Source organism: Methylobacterium sp. J-118 (assembly GCF_057836565.1).
The window spans coordinates 3494423-3509815 of sequence record NZ_JBYQFA010000001.1 but is presented as its reverse complement, the minus strand read 5'-3'; the positions used below and the strand labels follow the sequence as shown (position 1 = coordinate 3509815).

At 71.3% G+C, this 15393-nt stretch carries 18 protein-coding genes; 13 read left to right on the top strand and 5 right to left on the bottom strand.

Translation table 11 applies throughout. The features are described 5' to 3' along the window. Positions 1–360 precede the first annotated feature (360 nt). Positions 361–753, bottom strand: a complete 393-nt coding sequence (locus AC3IF3_RS16900; RefSeq protein ID WP_489217334.1) for an exopolysaccharide production protein YjbE — start codon at positions 751–753, stop codon at positions 361–363. A 303-nt stretch (positions 754–1056) separates the two neighbouring features. Here AC3IF3_RS16900 and AC3IF3_RS16895 point away from each other — a divergent pair, with 303 nt between their 5' ends. The 4 genes from AC3IF3_RS16895 to AC3IF3_RS16880 all read left to right on the top strand — a co-directional run bounded on the left by AC3IF3_RS16895 (position 1057) and on the right by AC3IF3_RS16880 (position 4453). After that, positions 1057–1818, top strand: coding sequence for a 5-oxoprolinase subunit PxpA (locus tag AC3IF3_RS16895; protein ID WP_489229604.1), 762 nt, complete (start codon positions 1057–1059; stop codon positions 1816–1818). Beyond that, a complete protein-coding gene (locus tag AC3IF3_RS16890) occupies positions 1815–2549 on the top strand; it encodes a 5-oxoprolinase subunit B family protein (protein WP_489229603.1) in 735 nt (244 codons plus the stop codon). Before AC3IF3_RS16895 ends, AC3IF3_RS16890 begins: the two co-directional genes overlap by 4 nt. Further along, the gene (locus AC3IF3_RS16885; protein ID WP_489229602.1) at positions 2549–3565 is read left to right on the top strand and encodes a 5-oxoprolinase subunit C family protein; all 1017 of its coding nucleotides are present in this window, start codon (positions 2549–2551) and stop codon (positions 3563–3565) included. The genes AC3IF3_RS16890 and AC3IF3_RS16885 overlap by 1 nt, the downstream gene beginning before the upstream one ends. 99 nt (positions 3566–3664) lie before the next feature. Further along, positions 3665–4453, top strand: a complete 789-nt coding sequence (locus AC3IF3_RS16880) for an aldolase (RefSeq protein ID WP_243968596.1) — start codon at positions 3665–3667, stop codon at positions 4451–4453. Between the two features lie 7 nt (positions 4454–4460). Here the strand turns inward: AC3IF3_RS16880 and AC3IF3_RS16875 are convergent, their stop codons facing one another. Next, positions 4461–5675 carry a lytic murein transglycosylase gene (locus tag AC3IF3_RS16875; protein WP_489231319.1) on the bottom strand — a complete coding sequence of 405 codons (1215 nt, stop codon included), beginning with the start codon at positions 5673–5675 and terminating at the stop codon, positions 4461–4463. A 257-nt stretch (positions 5676–5932) separates the two neighbouring features. On the opposite strand from AC3IF3_RS16875, the gene AC3IF3_RS16870 reads away from it, so the two are divergent. From AC3IF3_RS16870 to AC3IF3_RS16860, 3 genes are all read left to right on the top strand, one after another. Beyond that, positions 5933–6427, top strand: a complete 495-nt coding sequence (locus AC3IF3_RS16870) for an SRPBCC family protein (RefSeq protein WP_489229601.1) — start codon at positions 5933–5935, stop codon at positions 6425–6427. A 95-nt stretch (positions 6428–6522) separates the two neighbouring features. Further along, positions 6523–7935, top strand: a complete 1413-nt coding sequence (gene pyk / locus AC3IF3_RS16865) for a pyruvate kinase (RefSeq protein WP_243968600.1) — start codon at positions 6523–6525, stop codon at positions 7933–7935. Positions 7936–8022: 87 nt separating this feature from the next. Beyond that, positions 8023–8151, top strand: coding sequence for a TFIIS helical bundle-like domain containing protein (locus tag AC3IF3_RS16860; protein ID WP_243968602.1), 129 nt, complete (start codon positions 8023–8025; stop codon positions 8149–8151). Positions 8152–8265: 114 nt separating this feature from the next. Here the strand turns inward: AC3IF3_RS16860 and AC3IF3_RS16855 are convergent, their stop codons facing one another. Then, the gene (locus tag AC3IF3_RS16855) at positions 8266–9453 is read right to left on the bottom strand and encodes a patatin-like phospholipase family protein (RefSeq protein ID WP_243968604.1); all 1188 of its coding nucleotides are present in this window, start codon (positions 9451–9453) and stop codon (positions 8266–8268) included. A gap of 449 nt (positions 9454–9902) precedes the next feature. On the opposite strand from AC3IF3_RS16855, the gene AC3IF3_RS16850 reads away from it, so the two are divergent. Beyond that, positions 9903–10442 carry a GcrA family cell cycle regulator gene (locus tag AC3IF3_RS16850; RefSeq protein WP_243968638.1) on the top strand — a complete coding sequence of 180 codons (540 nt, stop codon included), beginning with the start codon at positions 9903–9905 and terminating at the stop codon, positions 10440–10442. A 12-nt stretch (positions 10443–10454) separates the two neighbouring features. On the opposite strand, the gene AC3IF3_RS16845 is transcribed toward AC3IF3_RS16850, so the two are convergent. Continuing rightward, positions 10455–11354 (bottom strand): TAXI family TRAP transporter solute-binding subunit, encoded by a 900-nt coding sequence (locus AC3IF3_RS16845; RefSeq protein ID WP_489229600.1) that lies wholly within the window; start codon positions 11352–11354, stop codon positions 10455–10457. A 323-nt stretch (positions 11355–11677) separates the two neighbouring features. On the opposite strand from AC3IF3_RS16845, the gene cysK reads away from it, so the two are divergent. The 5 genes from cysK to AC3IF3_RS16820 all read left to right on the top strand — a co-directional run bounded on the left by cysK (position 11678) and on the right by AC3IF3_RS16820 (position 14446). Beyond that, positions 11678–12652 carry a cysteine synthase A gene (cysK, locus tag AC3IF3_RS16840; protein ID WP_489229599.1) on the top strand — a complete coding sequence of 325 codons (975 nt, stop codon included), beginning with the start codon at positions 11678–11680 and terminating at the stop codon, positions 12650–12652. Between the two features lie 386 nt (positions 12653–13038). Then, complete coding sequence (locus AC3IF3_RS16835; RefSeq protein ID WP_489217325.1) at positions 13039–13536, top strand: hypothetical protein; 498 nt, start codon at positions 13039–13041, stop codon at positions 13534–13536. A 127-nt stretch (positions 13537–13663) separates the two neighbouring features. Continuing rightward, entirely contained in the window at positions 13664–13990 is a 327-nt protein-coding gene (locus AC3IF3_RS16830) for a hypothetical protein (protein ID WP_243968612.1), read from the top strand. Further along, positions 13990–14295 (top strand): hypothetical protein, encoded by a 306-nt coding sequence (locus tag AC3IF3_RS16825; RefSeq protein ID WP_489229598.1) that lies wholly within the window; start codon positions 13990–13992, stop codon positions 14293–14295. The genes AC3IF3_RS16830 and AC3IF3_RS16825 overlap by 1 nt, the downstream gene beginning before the upstream one ends. Beyond that, a complete protein-coding gene (locus AC3IF3_RS16820) occupies positions 14288–14446 on the top strand; it encodes a hypothetical protein (RefSeq protein ID WP_489229597.1) in 159 nt (52 codons plus the stop codon). The genes AC3IF3_RS16825 and AC3IF3_RS16820 overlap by 8 nt, the downstream gene beginning before the upstream one ends. Before the next feature lie 88 nt (positions 14447–14534). Here the strand turns inward: AC3IF3_RS16820 and fabI are convergent, their stop codons facing one another. After that, a complete protein-coding gene (fabI, locus tag AC3IF3_RS16815) occupies positions 14535–15359 on the bottom strand; it encodes an enoyl-ACP reductase FabI (protein WP_489229596.1) in 825 nt (274 codons plus the stop codon). Positions 15360–15393: the final 34 nt, after the last annotated feature.

The window sequence follows — 15393 nt, the reverse complement described above, 5'->3', positions numbered from 1 at the left end:
CCGTGACGGTCGATCGGCGGGGATGCGTCTCGGCGACGGGTAAGCCGGGATCAACCGGAACGCGCAAGGCCATCGGGGGCGCGCTGCGCCGGCCCGGGGACTCAATGACCGTATCAGGGTGTCATCGAAGACCGTTCAGGCGCCACGCCGAATGCAATCCCTTCGATCAGATGCGCGTGGAGAGGCCCAGAGCACGCAATCGGACCGGTCGCCCGACGCCGGCATGCAGCGAGTCGATGTCATCGGGGTCGCAGAACGCACGTTGCCCTCCGGAGGGCGGACACGGGCCGCACGGACGAAAAAGCCCGCCTCGACGGGCGAGGCGGGCTTCAGCATGACGTGCAACAGGGTTGCGCTAAATCAGCAGCCGTCGCCCTGAACCGGCGCGGTCTGACGGTCGGCCATGGTGTTGTTCATCGCACCGACGGTCCCGGGAGAGGACGGCTGCTTGCCGCCCGCGAGGTTCGCGGCACCCGGATCGGCGCTGGACTTGGGGGCATTCGCCGTCGCCTGCGCGTCCGCTGTCTGAGCAGCACCCGCGTTGTTCATGGCCCCGACCGTGCCGGGCGAGGCAGGCTGCTGGCCGCCGGCGAGGTTCTTGCTCGACTTGTCGACATCGGAGCTCTTGGGGTTGGATGCCTGCTGATCCGGGGTCTTGGGCATGGTCGTCCCGGTGCTGCACGGGGCCGCGAGGGCGGGGCCGGCGACCAGGGTCAGGAGCGCGACGGCGCTGGCCAGACGTGAGACCTTCATAAACATTCCTCCAGATATTTTACTCCGGGCTAAATGCTAAATCCTCCCGGGAGTTCCGAGGTAGATGTCGCGAACTTCACCGTGTCGCAGTACACGATCTGAATTCGCGGAGCCTCGAGGCGCCGGCCTTGCGCAGCGGCCGTGCGTCCCCGCAGGCCCCGTCGTCGGATTCTCCGGCGGACGGTGCGGCATCGACCTTGCACTCCGGTCCGGGCTGTTCAAAGCTCACGCGGGCGCGTTCCGCCCTGGCCGCGGATCGAATCGGGCCCGGCGGCGCGACGGAGTTGCAGGGGAGCGAATCCGTTGACGAGCGTGGACCTGAACTCAGATCTCGGCGAGGGCTACGGCGCCTATGCCTGCGGCGACGACGCGGCGATCCTGGACATCGTGACCTCGGCCAACGTCGCCTGCGGCTTGCACGCGGGCGATCCCGAGATCATGGCCCGGACCTTCGCCCTGGCGCAGGCGCGGGGTGTCGCGGTGGGCGCCCATCCGGGTTTCCCCGATCTGTGGGGCTTCGGTCGCCGCCGGATGCCGTTCAGCCCGGACGAGATCGAGCGGCTGGTGGCCTATCAGGTCGGGGCCGCGGCGGCGCTGGCCGCCTATTCCGGCCATCGCATCACCTACGTGAAGGCGCACGGGGCGCTCGGCAACCTCGCCGCCGAGGAACGGCCGGTGGCCGACGCCATCGCCCGGGCGGTGCGGGCGGTGGACCGGGACCTCGCCATGCTCGCGATCGCGCTCAGCGCGCAGGTTGCCGCGGCCGAGGATTTCGGGCTCGCGGTGCATCAGGAGATCTTCGCCGATCGTGGCTATACGGAATCCGGCCTTCTGATCCCCCGAGGACAGCCCGGCGCCCTGATCACCGATTCCGGCGCGGCCGCCGAGCGGGTCCTGCGGATGGTCGAGGCCGGGGCGATCCTCACGGCCGGCGGCGCGGCGTTGCCGACGCCGATCCGCTCGATCTGCGTCCACGGCGACTCGGCCCACGCGGTCGCCACCGCCCGGGCGGTCAGGGACCGGCTGGAGGCGGCCGGGGTGACGCTGGCGCCGTTCGGTCCGTGAGCGACGCCGTCAGCGAGCCCCGTCTCCTCGACGCGGGCGAGGCGGCGCTGGTGGTCGAGTTCGGCACGACCGTCGACCCCGCGATCAGCGACCGGGTCCTGGCGCTCGACGACGCCCTGGGTGCCGACCCGCCCGCGGGCCTGCGGGAACGCGTCCCGACCTACCGCTCCCTGATGCTCCACTACGATCCGCTGGTGCTCGACCGCGCGGCGCTCGCGGACCGGGTCCGGGCCCTCGGGGCAGGCACCGCCACCCGGGCGGCCGCCACGACCCTGTGGACGCTGCCCTGCTGCTACGACGCCCCCCATGGCGAGGACATCGCCCAGGTCGCAGAGCGCACCGGCCTCGCCCCCGATGCCTTGGTGTCGACCCATGCCGGGGCGACCTACCGGGTCTACATGTACGGCTTCGCCCCGGGCTTCGCGTATCTCGGCGGCCTGCCGCAGGCTCTGGCGGTGCCCCGGCGGGCGAGCCCGCGGCCGCCCCACCCGGCAAACGCCGTGGTGATCGGCGGCGGGCTCGCCGCGGTCGCCACCGTGCCGATGCCGACCGGCTGGTACGTGATCGGCGCCACCCCGGCCCGGCTCTACGCGCCGGAGCGCGACCCGAGCTTCTTCGTCGGCGCGGGCGACCTGATCCGCTTCGAACCCGTCGATGCCGCGACCTTCGACGGGCTGCGCGCCCGCGAGGCGGCGGGCGAGGCGGTGGTGCGCCGCTGGGAGTCGCGCTGATGGCGGCGCTCGTCGTCGAGGCCGCCGGCCCCGGGATCACGCTGCAGGATGGCGGCCGGCACGGCTACCTGCGCTACGGCATCACCGCGGCGGGGCCGATGGACCCGCTGATGCACGCCACCGCCAACCGCGCGGCCGGCAACCCCCTCGATGCCACCGCCGTGGAGGTCTCCACCGGCGGGGTCACGGTCACGGCGGCGGGGGGCGCGGTCGGCATCGCCCTGATCGCGCCGGGCTTCCGGGTCGCCCTGGACGGGGCGGCTTTGCCCGGCGCCGTCGCGCTGACCCTTGAGCCGGGTCGGACCCTGGCGGTGCGGGCTGGCGATGCCGGGTCCTGGGGCTACCTCGCGGTGAGCGGCCGGCTCGACGTGGCGCCGGTCCTCGGATCCACCGCGACCCACACCCGCTCGGCCCTCGGCGGCCTCGACGGGCGCGGCCTCGCCGCCGGCGACCGCCTGCCCGTGGCCGAGGGCCGACCAGGTGCGGCGACGCCCCACAGGCTCGTCGTGCCCTGGCTGGAGCGGGATGCGCGCCGGATCCGCGTGGTGCTGGGTCCGCAGGACGACTACTTCGCCCCCGACCAGATCGCGGCCTTCCTGGCCGGGCCCTGGACCGTCTCGCCCCGGGGCGACCGGATGGCCTGCTTCCTGGACGGGACGCCGCTGAAGCACGCCAAGGGCCACGATATCGTCTCCGACGGCGTGGCGATGGGCGCGATCCAGGTCCCCGGCAACGGCCTGCCGATCGTGCTGATGGCCGACCGCCAATCCACCGGCGGATACCCGAAGATCGCCACCGTGATCGGCCCCGATCTCGGCCGTCTCGCCCAGGCGCGCGGCGGGGCGCGCCTCGCGTTCCGGGACGTCACGGTGGCGGAGGCGGTGGCGGCGCGCAAGGCCGAGCGCGACCATCTCCGGGAGCCGGCGGCGCGGGAACCGGTGGTCCGCACGGATTTCGCCTCCGACTTCCTGCTGCGCCTCAACCTCGTCGGCGGGGTCACGGACGGTCGCGCCTGAGCCGGCGACACGCTATGGCCGGGCCGCGCCTCTGGCGGTCCCGGAGAACCGGGTCTCCGGCGGCAGTTTTTCGAACGCGAGCAGGAAAGTCTCCCCCGCATGGCGCACGCCGTCTCCGCCCCGGGCACGCCGCCCGCGCGCAGCAACGAACCGCTCAACGGCGACAGCGTCCGCCGCGCCCGGATCGACCTCGCCGCCTGCCTGCGCTGGGCCGCCCGGCACGGGCTGGAAGAGGGCATCTGCAACCATTTCTCGGCGGTGCTGCCCGAGCGGCCCGACCTGTTCCTGGTCAATCCCTACGGTCTGGCCTTCGCGGAGGTGACCGCGTCGAGTCTCCTGCTCTGCGACTTCCACGGCAACGTCGTTGAGGGCGACGGCCAGCCGGAGGCCACGGCCTTCCACATCCATGCCGAGCTGCACCGGCTGAAGCCCCGCGCCCGGGCCGCCTTCCACACCCACATGCCCTACGCCACCGCCCTCGCCATGCTGGAGGGCCAGCCCCTGGCCTGGGCCGGCCAGACCGCCCTGCGATTCTACGGCCGCATCGCGGTGGACGAGGATTACAACGGGCTGGCCCTGGATTCGGATGAGGGCCGGCGGATCGCCGCGAGCGCGGGCGATGCCGACGTGGTGTTTCTCAAGAATCACGGCGTTATGGTCCTGGGCGAGACCATCGCGGAGGCCTGGGACGATCTGTATTACCTGGAGCGGGCCGCGCAGGCGCAGGTGCTCGCCCTGAGCACGGGGCGCACCCTCAAAATCGTGCCCGAAGCGATCGTGAAACACGTCGCGGCCCAGGAGGCGGCCGGCCGTGCGGAGAGCGCGCGGATGCATCTGGAGAGCGTCAAGCGCGTGCTCGCCCGGGACGAGCCGGCCTTTTTGGCGTGACCGGCGCTCACGGCGTCGCCCGGATCCTGTCGAGCAGCGCCGCGTCGGCATAGCCGTCCGCGGGCAGCCCGACCGCGCCCTGGAAGGCGCGCAGGGCCGCCCGGGTCTTCGGGCCGATCTTCCCGTCGACACCGCCGGTGGGCAAGCCCCGCGCGGTGAGCCGATACTGGATATCGCGCCGCTCGTCGGCGGTGAGCGGCCGGTCGCCCCGCGGCCAGTCGCGGACAAGGCCCGGGTCGCCGCGCAGGCGGTCCGACAGGAGCGCCACCGTCAGCGCGTAGGCGAGCGCCGTGTTGTAGCGCAGGATCACCGCGAAGTTCGGCCGGAGCAGGAAGGCCGGGCCGCGGATCCCGGCGGGCAGGATCAAGGTCGCCTCCGCGGTCTCGTCCGGGACCGGACGCCCGGGGACGGGTGACACGCCCAACGCCCGCCACGCGGCGAGGCGGCGGGGCGTCGTCTCGTCGGCGAGCGCGGCGTCGAAGTTCTCCGGCAGGACCGCCTCGGCGCCCCAGCCCTCGCCGGGCTTCCAGCCCTGGGCGCGCAGGTAGTTGGCCGTGGAGGCCAGGGCGTCCGGCACCGAGGTCCAGATATCGCGTGTCCCGTCGCCGTCGAAATCGACCGCGTAGCGCTGGTACACGCTCGGCATGAACTGGGTGTGGCCCATCGCGCCCGCCCAGGAACCAGTGAGCCCGCCGGGCATCCGCTCCAGCGGGGCCTGGTTCCACGCCAGGATCTGGAGGGCCGCCGCCAGCTCGTCGCGCCAGTAGGGAGCGCGGGCGGGGTCGCCGCAGCCAAGGGTCGCCAGGGAGCGCACCACCGGCTTCACGATGGCGGGGTTGTCGAGGACGGCGCCGTAATTCGACTCCACGCCCCAGAACGCCACGAGGATGTGACGGTCGATCCCGTACCGGGCCTCGATGGCCGACAGGGTCTCGGCATTCTCGGCGAGCTTGCGCTGGCCGGCTGCGATACGGGAAGGAGTGATGCTGGCCTCGATATAGTCCCAGATCGGCCGCACGAACTCGCCCTGGCTCCCGCTGGCGGCGAGCACGTCCGGATCAGCGGTCAGGCCGGCGAGCTGGGCGTCCGCGACGCTCTGCGGCACGGCCCGCGCCGTGGCCCAGGCGATCAGGTCGGCGCGGCAGGTCTCGAAGGCCTGCGGCGCGGGCGGGGCGGCGTCAGGTGCGGCGGCCGCCAGGGTCGGTGCCAGCGCGCAGGCCATGGCGAGAATGCCGATCCGCGCGGGCTGCTTCGGCGCATCGTGAGCGGGCATGGGCATCTCCGGCGATCCAGATCCCTCGACGTACCAGCATAACCCGCAGGGAGGGGCGGCTTCCAGGAAGCGGCCGGTCTCGATCGGACGCCGATCGGGGCCATCTCACCAAGTCATGTGACCCGTCCGCCGTGCCCGCGCGGTGCCCGACGAACAAACGCGGATATCCGACGTTCACCCGACATGGCCCGAGGGAGACCGACCCGGTGAAGCGTGCGGCCCTCGCGATCCTCGGTACGGCGTTGCTCGCCGCGGAACCGGCCTGCGCCCTGGAGGTGACCCGCAGCCGCGACATCCCCGCGCCGGCCGGCGCGGTCTGGGCGCTGGTCGGCGACTTCTGCGCCATCCAGCTCTGGCACCCGCAGGTGGAGCGCTGCATCCTGTCGAGCGACGACGAGGATGACGGCATCAGCGCGCAGATCCGCGGCCTGGTGGTGAAGGGCGGCCTCGGCACCGTCGTGGAGGTCGAGACCGCGCGGGACGAGGTCGGCATGAGCTACAGCTATGGCTTCGTCCAGGGTCCCCTGCCGGTGCGCGCCTACAACGCGACGCTGACGGTCCGGCCGAACGGCACCGGATCGACGGTGCTCTGGAGCGCGACCTTCGACGCCGAAGGCATGAGCGATGCCGAGGCCGTCGCCGACATCGCGGGCGTGTTCGAGTCCGGGCTTGCCGGGATCGCCCGGGAAGCGTCCAGATAGACCCGGTCGAATCGCGTGGGTGCGAAACGCTCTTCGGGCGGAAACCAGCCGCCCGGCACGATCCCCAGGGGCAGTCTCAGGAGGCCGAGACCCGCATGCGTCGTCACCGCCACGCCAAGATCGTCGCCACCGTGGGCCCCGCGACATCGGCGCCCGACCGGCTCCATGCCCTGTTCCTCGCCGGCGTCGATACGTTCCGGCTGAACTTCAGTCACGGCGTCCAGGCGGACCATGCCCGGGTCCACGCCGCGATCCGTGCCCTGGAGCAGGAGGTCGGCCGGCCGATCGGCATTCTGCAGGATCTCCAGGGACCCAAGATCCGGATCGGCACGCTGCGGGACGGCCGGCTGGATCTCGAGGCGGGCGAGACCGTCCGGTTCGTCCTCGACGGCACCGACGGCGACAAGCAGGCGATTCCCCTGCACCACCCGGAGATTTTCGACGCCGTGGTGCCCGGCCAGGAGTTGCTGATCGACGACGGGCGGGTGCGGGTGCGCGTCACCGGGCCGGAGCGGACCGCCATCACCGCCGAGGTGGTCACCGGCGGGACGATCTCGAATCGCAAGGGCGTCAACCTGCCGGGGACGCTGCTGGACCTGTCGCCGCTCACCGCGAAGGATCGGGCGGACCTCGCCTTCGGGCTCGAACTCGGCGTCGATTGGGTGGCCCTGTCCTTCGTGCAGAAGCCCTCGGACGTGATCGAGGCGCGGGGGATCATCGGCGACCGCGCCGGGATCATGTCGAAGATCGAGAAGCCCCAGGCGCTGGAGCGGATCGACGATATCATCCGCCTCTCCGACGCCGTCATGGTGGCCCGCGGCGACCTCGGCGTGGAGATCCCGCACGAGGACGTGCCCGGGCGGCAGAAGGAGCTGATCCGCGCCTGCCGGCTCGCGGTGAAGCCCGTGGTCGTGGCGACCCAGATGCTCGACTCCATGGTCAACGCCCCCGCGCCGACCCGGGCCGAGGCCTCCGACGTCGCCACCGCGATCTACGACGGAGCCGACGCCGTGATGCTCTCGGCGGAATCGGCCACCGGCCGCTACCCGGTCGAGGCGGTGGCGATGATGGACCGGATCATCCGGAGCGTGGAGGGGCACAAGCTCTACCACTCGATCGTGGCGGCCTCGGAGCCCGGCGAGGAGGAGACACCGCCCCACGCCGTGGCGACCGCGACGGCCGACCTCGCCGAGGCCGTGCACGCCGCCGCCATCGTGGCCTACACGGCCAGCGGGACCACGGCCGCCCGGGTGGCGCGCAAGCGCCCGGCCGCCGCGATCCTGGCGCTGACGCCGAACCTCGCGACGTCGCGGCGGCTGAGCCTCCTCTGGGGCGCGCACAGCGTCCTGACCGAGGATGTCGACTCCTATGAGGAGATGACCGCGAAGGCCCGGCAGCACGCGCAGGACGAGGGCTTCGCCAAGCCGAACGACATCATCGTGGTCACCGCCGGCATCCCGTTCCACACGGCCGGCAACACCAACAACATTCGCCTGCTGCAAGTCTGAGGCGGAGGCCCGGGTGGAACGCGCCCCGCCACTCGCCCGTTGAATCGAAAGCTGCGCCGTTATGGCGCGCCAACGGAGGGCCGACCCATGAACCTCATCGGACGCATCGTTTCAAAGATCCTCGGCAACGAGAACCGCCCCGTCGATCGCGACGACCGGAACGCCAGCACCGCGACGCCGATCGGCCGCCTGGTCACGAAGATCCTGGGCCGATAGGGCGCTCGGCGCCGAGCGCGTCACAGCAGAACCTTCAAGCCGTTCCCGATCGCAACGCGGGCGCGTACGGCTCGAACGCGCTGGCCGCGCGCCGTCAGGCGCGCGGCCTCACAGTTAGTTCGCGATCGCGGCGGCCGTCTCCTTGACGGTCGGCGCCGCCGGCACCGTGTGTTGCCAGAACGTGCCGGTCCGACCCTTCGCCATGCCCTCCTCATAGAGGGCGCGCATGTAGGCGGTGTCGAAACCCTTCGAGGGGGGAACCTTCGGGCCGTCCTCGTCGATGTAGGTTAGGTTGAAGCCGATGCCGTTGTTCCGCGCGAGCGCGTAGGTTGCCGTCAGCGTGGCCCGCGAGCGGGCTCGGCTCGCCGTGGTGAAGGAGCGCCCGACGATCGAGAGGGTGTTGTCCTTTGTGACCTCGAAATCGGGTTCCAGGCGGCCGTTGATCACCACGAAGATCTCGGCCTTGCCGCCGGTCCGGATCCGGCCGTCGCGCAGCAGCAGCGTCTGCGGCAACGTGAAGACCGGCGTCACCACCGAACCGTCGACATGCATCTCCTGGAAGCGCGTATCGCCGGCCGAGACGTCGATCAGCTGCGGCGGGAACACCGCCGGGATGCTGGCCGAGGCGGCCAGGACGTCGCGGAACAGCTCCCGGGCGTTCGGCACCCCGCTCGCCGCGATGGCACCCATGTTCCAGATCACCGCGCGCTGGGAATCCAGGTTCGTGGTCACCACCAGCAGGCGCCGGCCCTTGGCGTGCTCCTCGGCCACCGCGCGGATCAGGTCCGGCGTGACGTAGCGGTCGATCAGGTTGCGCAGGCGCCCGTCGCCGAACAGGCCCGAGCCGAACAGCACGTTCGCGAGGTTGGGCGACGCCACCAGATCGCCGGCGACGCCGCTGGTGTAGAATTCGGTCAGGTAGGCGTCGTAGGCCGGACCCAGGAAGGCGAAGGGCGCGATCAGAGCACCGGTCGAGACACCCGACACCAGGGTGAATTCCGGTCGCTGGCCCGAGGCCGTCCAGCCGTTGAGCACACCGGCGCCGTAGGCCCCGTCGCCGCCGCCGCCCGAGAGTGCGAGGTAGGTGAATCCCTTGGCCCGACTGTGCGGGTTGGCGGCGAGTTCCGCGATCGTCTCCACGGAGGCGTCGGCGAATACGCGGGCGCCCGGAATGCCGGGAATGCCCGCGAGCGACGCCTGCTCGGCGGTGTACGGCGTGCGCGGAAGACTGCCGCAGGCCGTGACCTGGCCCGCCAGCCCGAGCGCCACCAGCGCGTGCAGGCTTGTCCGACGGAAACCCATCCTCGTCACCCCGATCCGTGAAACCCGGCCACTGTGCCATACGGAACGAGCTTGGCCGCAGCGGAGGTTCCGTCTTAGCCGGCCAATGGGCGCGATAACATGGCGCTGTTGCGCGGGGGTCACGATCATACGGGATCGCGGGTTCGCGCCGCCGGCGCGGGCGCATCACCCACGCGGTGGCGGGATCGGGCCGCCGCGACGGACGCCGTCTAACCTTTGCCGGTGGACAGGAGGCGCCCCGGACCGCCCGGCGCCCTTGCAACGCTCGCGAGCCGCGCGCTAGGGTTCCCCGCGGCTTTACGAGACAGGGTGTCGCACTGCGGTGCGGAGCCTGTGGCGCGGGTGCGCGGTCCGCACGGCGGCGTGGCCGGCCGAATGGCGGGTCCATTGACCCGGGATGCGCATCGCAGACCATGGCGCAGCGCAGGCCGCAGGGGGCGGAGGGGATGATGGAAGCGGGCGTCGTAGGCTGGACGGATGATCGCGTGGCGCTCCTGCGCCGGCTGTGGGAGGAAGGGCAGAGCGCGAGCAAGATCGCGGCGCAGCTTGGTGGCGTGACCCGCAACGCGGTGATCGGCAAGGTCCATCGCCTCGGTCTGGCCGGACGCCCGAGGGGCGGCGAGGAACTGCCTGCCGCCGCCGTCGTGGTGCCGTCGGCGAAGACCGTGGAGATCGAGACCGCCATCGCGGTGGTCGAGACGCAGGCCCCCGAGCCGGTGGCGATCCTGTCGCACCGCCCGGCGCCCGAATTCCCGGCCCCCGCGCCGGCGACAGCTCCGGTCCCTCTGGCCACCTCCCAGCGGGTGACGATCATGGACCTGCGCGAATCCATGTGCCGCTGGCCGCTCGGCGACCCGACCACACCGGAATTCCGGTTCTGCGGCGGCCGCGCGATCACCGGCCTCCCCTACTGCACCCACCACGCCGAGATCGCCTACCAGCCCGCGGCCGAGCGGAAGCGGGATCGCCGGGTCGCCTCGTTCCGCTGATCGGGGACAGGGTCAGGGGCGGCTCGCGTCTGTCGCGCGCAGGTAGCGTGCAGTGGCGGCGTTGATGCGCTCCGGCGGCACCAGCCCTATGAGATTCCTCGGGTGGGTCGGCGCTGCGGCGTCGCGGGCGAGCGCGCGGACGATCCGGTCCGCCGGATGGCCGTCGAAGCCTGGGCGCGCAAGGACGAAGCTCCAGGAGCCCACCGTCTCGATCGGGTCTGCCTGCCCTGGAAAGCTGCCGGCCGGTACGGTCAGCCGCTTCATCGCGGCGCCGGGCTGCGCGAGGCGCGCGATCCCGGTCTCGGTCGGACCGAAGAACCGGGCCCCGCCCGGCGCGCGGGCGAGCGCCGCGAAGCCCGGCCAGTCGAGACCGCCGCCCCAGAGCGCGTCGGCACGGCCTTCGCGCACCAGGGTCGGCCCATCACCCGCCCGGTCGAGCAGGATCGGGCGAATGTCGCGCTCCGGATCGAGCCCCGAAGCGGCGAGCACGGTGCGCCCCATCACGGTGAGGCCGGATTGGTGCGTGCCCAACGCCACCGCGCGTCCACGCAGATCCGCCACCGACCGGATCGGGCTGCCCGCCGGTACGACGAACAGGCCGGGTGTCGGGTACATCGGGGCCAGCACGGTGACCCCCCCGGGGTCAGCGAAGGCCGGGTAGGCGTACTCTCCTTGCACCAAGCCGAGATCGACGGAGCCGGACCGCAGCAGGCCGAGATTCTCGGCCGAGCCGGCGCTGGCGCGGGTCTCGATCGTGAGGTCCAGATCGGCCTGCCGGATCGCCGCCGCGAAGGCCGGGAAGCCGCCGCCCGGCGTCGCCGTGGCCAGGACGACGTGGACGGCGTCGGCGGCTTGGGCCGGCCGCGCCGCGAGGAGACCAAGCGCTGCGAGGATTGCCGTCCGGCGCGTCAACGGCCCTGCTCCGGCGGCGTGCGTACGGCGAGTCGGCATCGGCGGTCCCGTCATGCGTGGGCGCCCGGCCGGCGCAGAGGAGGAGAATAAGTTTCCATCGATCCCGCGGCCAATAGCAAAGCCGTTCCACCAACGGCCGCAAACATCGTCGGGAGCGGAAAGAACTTTCAGCAACGGCACTTAGCCCGATTGCTCCGGTGGCGGCAACGCGATATCGCAGCCTCCCGTCCGCGTCCGAGCCCAGCCTCCCCAACCCAGGAAGCCTTGGTCTGGTCGGTCCGGACACACATCTGTCCGATCCCACGACGAGCAGGAGTTCCGCGATGGCCGATTCCCTCCACGCACCGGCGAAGGTCGGCCACGGCCGTGTCTACGGCTCGATCACCGAAACGATCGGCAACACGCCCCTGGTCCGCCTGAACCGCCTTCCGAAGGAGCACGGCGTCGACGCCGAGATCCTGCTGAAGCTCGAGTTCTTCAACCCGATCGCCAGCGTCAAGGATCGTATCGGCGTCAACATGATCGACGCGCTGGAGGCCTCCGGCAAGCTGCAGCCCGGCGGCACGCTGGTCGAGCCGACCTCCGGCAACACCGGCATCGCCTTGGCCTTCACGGCCGCGGCGCGGGGCTACCGGCTGATCCTGGTCATGCCCGAGACCATGTCGCTGGAGCGGCGCAAGATGCTCGCCTTCCTGGGCGCGGAGCTGGCGCTGACCCCCGGCGCGCAGGGCATGAAGGGCGCGATCGCCAAGGCCGAGGAGCTGCTGAAGGAGATTCCCGGCTCGGTGATGCCGCAGCAATTCTCCAACCCCGCCAACCCCGAGATCCACCGGAAGACCACCGCTGAGGAAATCTGGAGCGACACCGGCGGCCAGCTCGACGCGTTCGTGGCCGGCGTGGGCACGGGGGGCACCATCACCGGTGTCGGCGAGGTGCTGAAGCCCCGCCTCCCCCACCTGAAGGTCTTTGCCGTGGAGCCGGAGGAATCCCCGGTGATCTCCGGCGGCCAGCCCGGCCCGCACAAGATCCAGGGGATCGGCGCCGGCTTCATCCCCGACAACCTCCACACCGCCATCCTCGACGGCGTGCTGAAGGTCTCCAATCAGACTGCCTTCGAGACCGCCCGGGCCCTGGCCCGGCTGGAGGGCATCCCGGGGGGCATCTCGACCGGCGGCAACGTCGCGGCCGCGCTGGAGCTGGCCAAACGGCCCGAGTTCCAGGGCAAGCGCATCGTGACCATCGCCTGCTCCTTCGCCGAGCGCTACATCTCGTCGGCGCTGTTCGACGGGATCGGCTGAGCGGGCTGAGCCGCAGAAGCGGCCGCTGCGTGCCCCGCGCCGCGTCGAACGGCGCGGGGCCGCCCTCGGCGGGACGCGGTCCATAGGGTTCGGGCATGGCCGGCCGGGGCCGAGCCGGTCGCCACGGCGGGTGGCACAGGCCGAAGGGTGTTCGCCGACATCGTCATTCTGAGAGGCTATGTCGCTCCGAACACTCCAGTTCAAAGGCTTGAGTGGGCGTTGTCTGCAAGTCGTCTGGATTTATTCAGCACTCTTGATTGCTGCATGCGCGTATCGATCGCGCAAACGATCATAAATTCTCAGTGCCGCGGCCCGCGCGGGACCCGTCTGGATCTTCGTTGATCGTTCCGCTACCGCCGATCGGGCGACCGGTCGGAGATTCGCGCATGCGCTGCCTTTTCGCGATCCTGTGCAGCCTGTGGTCCCAAATGGCGCTGGCGCAGGGTTTCGCGATCCATGACCTGACATCCCTCGCGGAGCCGGCCCGGACGATCCTCGGCGACGGTGCCACCGCGCAGGCCCAGCCGGGTCAGCTCATTCTCACCTGTCAGGCCTGTCAGGGCGCCCCCACGGTCGCGTTGCAGCTCGGGCGCCTGACCGACGGCACCGAGGATCGGATCCGGTCCGGCAAGACCACCCTCGCTGCGCTGGAGACCCTCTGCCTCAAGCAGAACCCGGATTGCCGGCTCACCAGCCTGCCCGCCGGCCCGGCAATCGGCTGGATCAGCCTGTACGCCTTCACCGGCGGCGCGGGCTCGACCGCCGTCATCCTGCGCGACGGCGATCTTCTGACGATCGAAGCCAAGGCGATGAGCCGCGGGGCGGCGGAGGATGCGGTGCAGCGGCTGGCCCAGGCACTCCTGCCACGCATCGTGGGACGCTGACGCCGCGTCTTCCTCCGGGAACCGGCAGCCTCCTCTTGGGGCAATGCTCCCAGGGTGACCGATCGTCCCCGGCGCAACCCTCCCGTCCCGCCTCCGTTGTCCTGCGCAGACACGGAGGAGGCGAGCCATGAGCCAGCAGACAGATCGACCGTCGCTGAAGACCTTCAGCGCCCAAGCCGACCGGAATGGTCAGGATCTCGGCCAGGACTCGCCCCTCGACGTCGGGCTGGCGGCCCGGACCCAGGCCGATCTGAAGCGCGATCCGGCCGGGGACGCAGAGGCAGCGCGGATCGCTTCGGGCACGCCCGGCTCCGATGCCACGGATGCGACCGAGGCGGAGACGCCGCGCGAGAACCTCGACGCCCTCAACGGCAAGACCGGGACCGGCGCGGATCTGAGCGAGGCGATCGACCGGGCGACCGCGGCGGTCGGCCAGGACGACGGAAAACGCTGATGGTCCAGCCGACGCGTGAATCCGGGACGGCGACCCGCAAGCCCGACGACGCGGTCGGCTCCCCCGGGGGACCCGCTGCCGGCGGCGGTCATCAGACCGCCGAGCAGGCAGCCATCACCGATATGGGCGCCGCGCCCCGAACGGAACCGAAGGACGGCTGGGGCAGCACGGGTGACGCGGGACGGGCACCGCCGGCGATCGGCGGTTCGTCCGGCGGACAGTCCGACCGGAAGGCCGCGGCGGCGACCGACGACAGCATTGCGGGCGGCCTGTCCCGCGCGGAGCGGGAGACCCGGGATGACTGACCGCAAGAAGACCGACGCGAAGCCGGACAAGCCGAAGAACGTCGCGCCGGATGCCGTCAAGGACCCGAACGAGAAGACTGATGGCAAACCGGGGCTCGGGCCGCAGGGCGGCAAGACCCAGCAGGACGAGACGGATCCCGGCGGCAGCTGACCAGCCCGAATTTTTTGGGACCTCGTACGTGGCGTACGCCCTGGGTCGTCCGTAATCCGTTTTGCTACGGGCCTGCCGCGGAGACGGGTCAGTCCTTGTCGAGCGTCAGGTCCGGCGCGTCCGGATTCTTCATGCCGACGACGTGGTAGCCGGCATCCACGTGAAGGATTTCGCCGGTCATGCCGGCGGCCATGTCGGAGACGAGATACGCCGCCGTCTCGCCGACCTCGCCGATGGTCACGGTCCGGCGCAGGGGCGCGTTGTACTCGTTCCACTTGAGGATGTAGCGGAAGTCGCCGATCCCCGAGGCGGCCAGCGTCTTGATCGGGCCGGCCGAGATCGCGTTGACCCGGATGTTCTTCGGGCCGAGATCGGCCGCGAGGTAGCGCACAGAGGCCTCGAGCGCCGCTTTGGCGACCCCCATGACGTTGTAGTGCGGCATCCATTTTTCGGCGCCGTAATAGGTCAGCGTCACGAGCGAGCCGCCGGGGCGCATGATCTTCTCGGCGCGCTGGGCCACCGCCGTGAACGAGTAGCACGAGACCAGGAGCGACTTGGTGAAGTTCTCCTCCGAGGTCTCGATGTAGCGGCCGGTCAGCTCATCCTTGTCGGAGAAGGCCACGCAGTGGACGACGAAGTCGATCCCGTCGGGGAAGACCCGGGCCGCCTCCGCGAACACCGCGTCGATCGTGGCCGCTTCGGTCACGTCGCAATGGCCGATGACGTGGGCGTCGACTTCCCTCGCCAGCGGCTCGACCCGCTTGCGCAGGGCATCGCCCTGATAGGTGAAGGCGAGCTCCGCCCCGTGGGCGCGGGCGCTGCGGGCGATGCCCCAGGCGATCGAGCGGTTGTTGGCGACACCCAGGACGATGCCCCGCTTGCCCGCCAGAAGCCCCTGCCCGTGTTCCGCCATGATCGATCCCGAAGCCTCGCGACACCTCGCGGCG

Coding starts and splice junctions, on each gene's coding strand:
- AC3IF3_RS16860 (WP_243968602.1), top strand. CDS start 8,023: ATGAACCTCATCGGACGCATCGTTTCAAAGATCCTCGGCAACGAGAAC.
- AC3IF3_RS16835 (WP_489217325.1), top strand. CDS start 13,039: ATGCGCTGCCTTTTCGCGATCCTGTGCAGCCTGTGGTCCCAAATGGCG.
- AC3IF3_RS16830 (WP_243968612.1), top strand. CDS start 13,664: ATGAGCCAGCAGACAGATCGACCGTCGCTGAAGACCTTCAGCGCCCAA.
- AC3IF3_RS16880 (WP_243968596.1), top strand. CDS start 3,665: ATGGCGCACGCCGTCTCCGCCCCGGGCACGCCGCCCGCGCGCAGCAAC.
- pyk (WP_243968600.1), top strand. CDS start 6,523: ATGCGTCGTCACCGCCACGCCAAGATCGTCGCCACCGTGGGCCCCGCG.
- AC3IF3_RS16855 (WP_243968604.1), bottom strand. CDS start 9,453: ATGGGTTTCCGTCGGACAAGCCTGCACGCGCTGGTGGCGCTCGGGCTG.
- AC3IF3_RS16875 (WP_489231319.1), bottom strand. CDS start 5,675: ATGGCCTGCGCGCTGGCACCGACCCTGGCGGCCGCCGCACCTGACGCC.
- AC3IF3_RS16885 (WP_489229602.1), top strand. CDS start 2,549: ATGGCGGCGCTCGTCGTCGAGGCCGCCGGCCCCGGGATCACGCTGCAG.
- AC3IF3_RS16825 (WP_489229598.1), top strand. CDS start 13,990: ATGGTCCAGCCGACGCGTGAATCCGGGACGGCGACCCGCAAGCCCGAC.
- AC3IF3_RS16900 (WP_489217334.1), bottom strand. CDS start 753: ATGAAGGTCTCACGTCTGGCCAGCGCCGTCGCGCTCCTGACCCTGGTC.
- fabI (WP_489229596.1), bottom strand. CDS start 15,359: ATGGCGGAACACGGGCAGGGGCTTCTGGCGGGCAAGCGGGGCATCGTC.
- cysK (WP_489229599.1), top strand. CDS start 11,678: ATGGCCGATTCCCTCCACGCACCGGCGAAGGTCGGCCACGGCCGTGTC.
- AC3IF3_RS16820 (WP_489229597.1), top strand. CDS start 14,288: ATGACTGACCGCAAGAAGACCGACGCGAAGCCGGACAAGCCGAAGAAC.
- AC3IF3_RS16850 (WP_243968638.1), top strand. CDS start 9,903: ATGGAAGCGGGCGTCGTAGGCTGGACGGATGATCGCGTGGCGCTCCTG.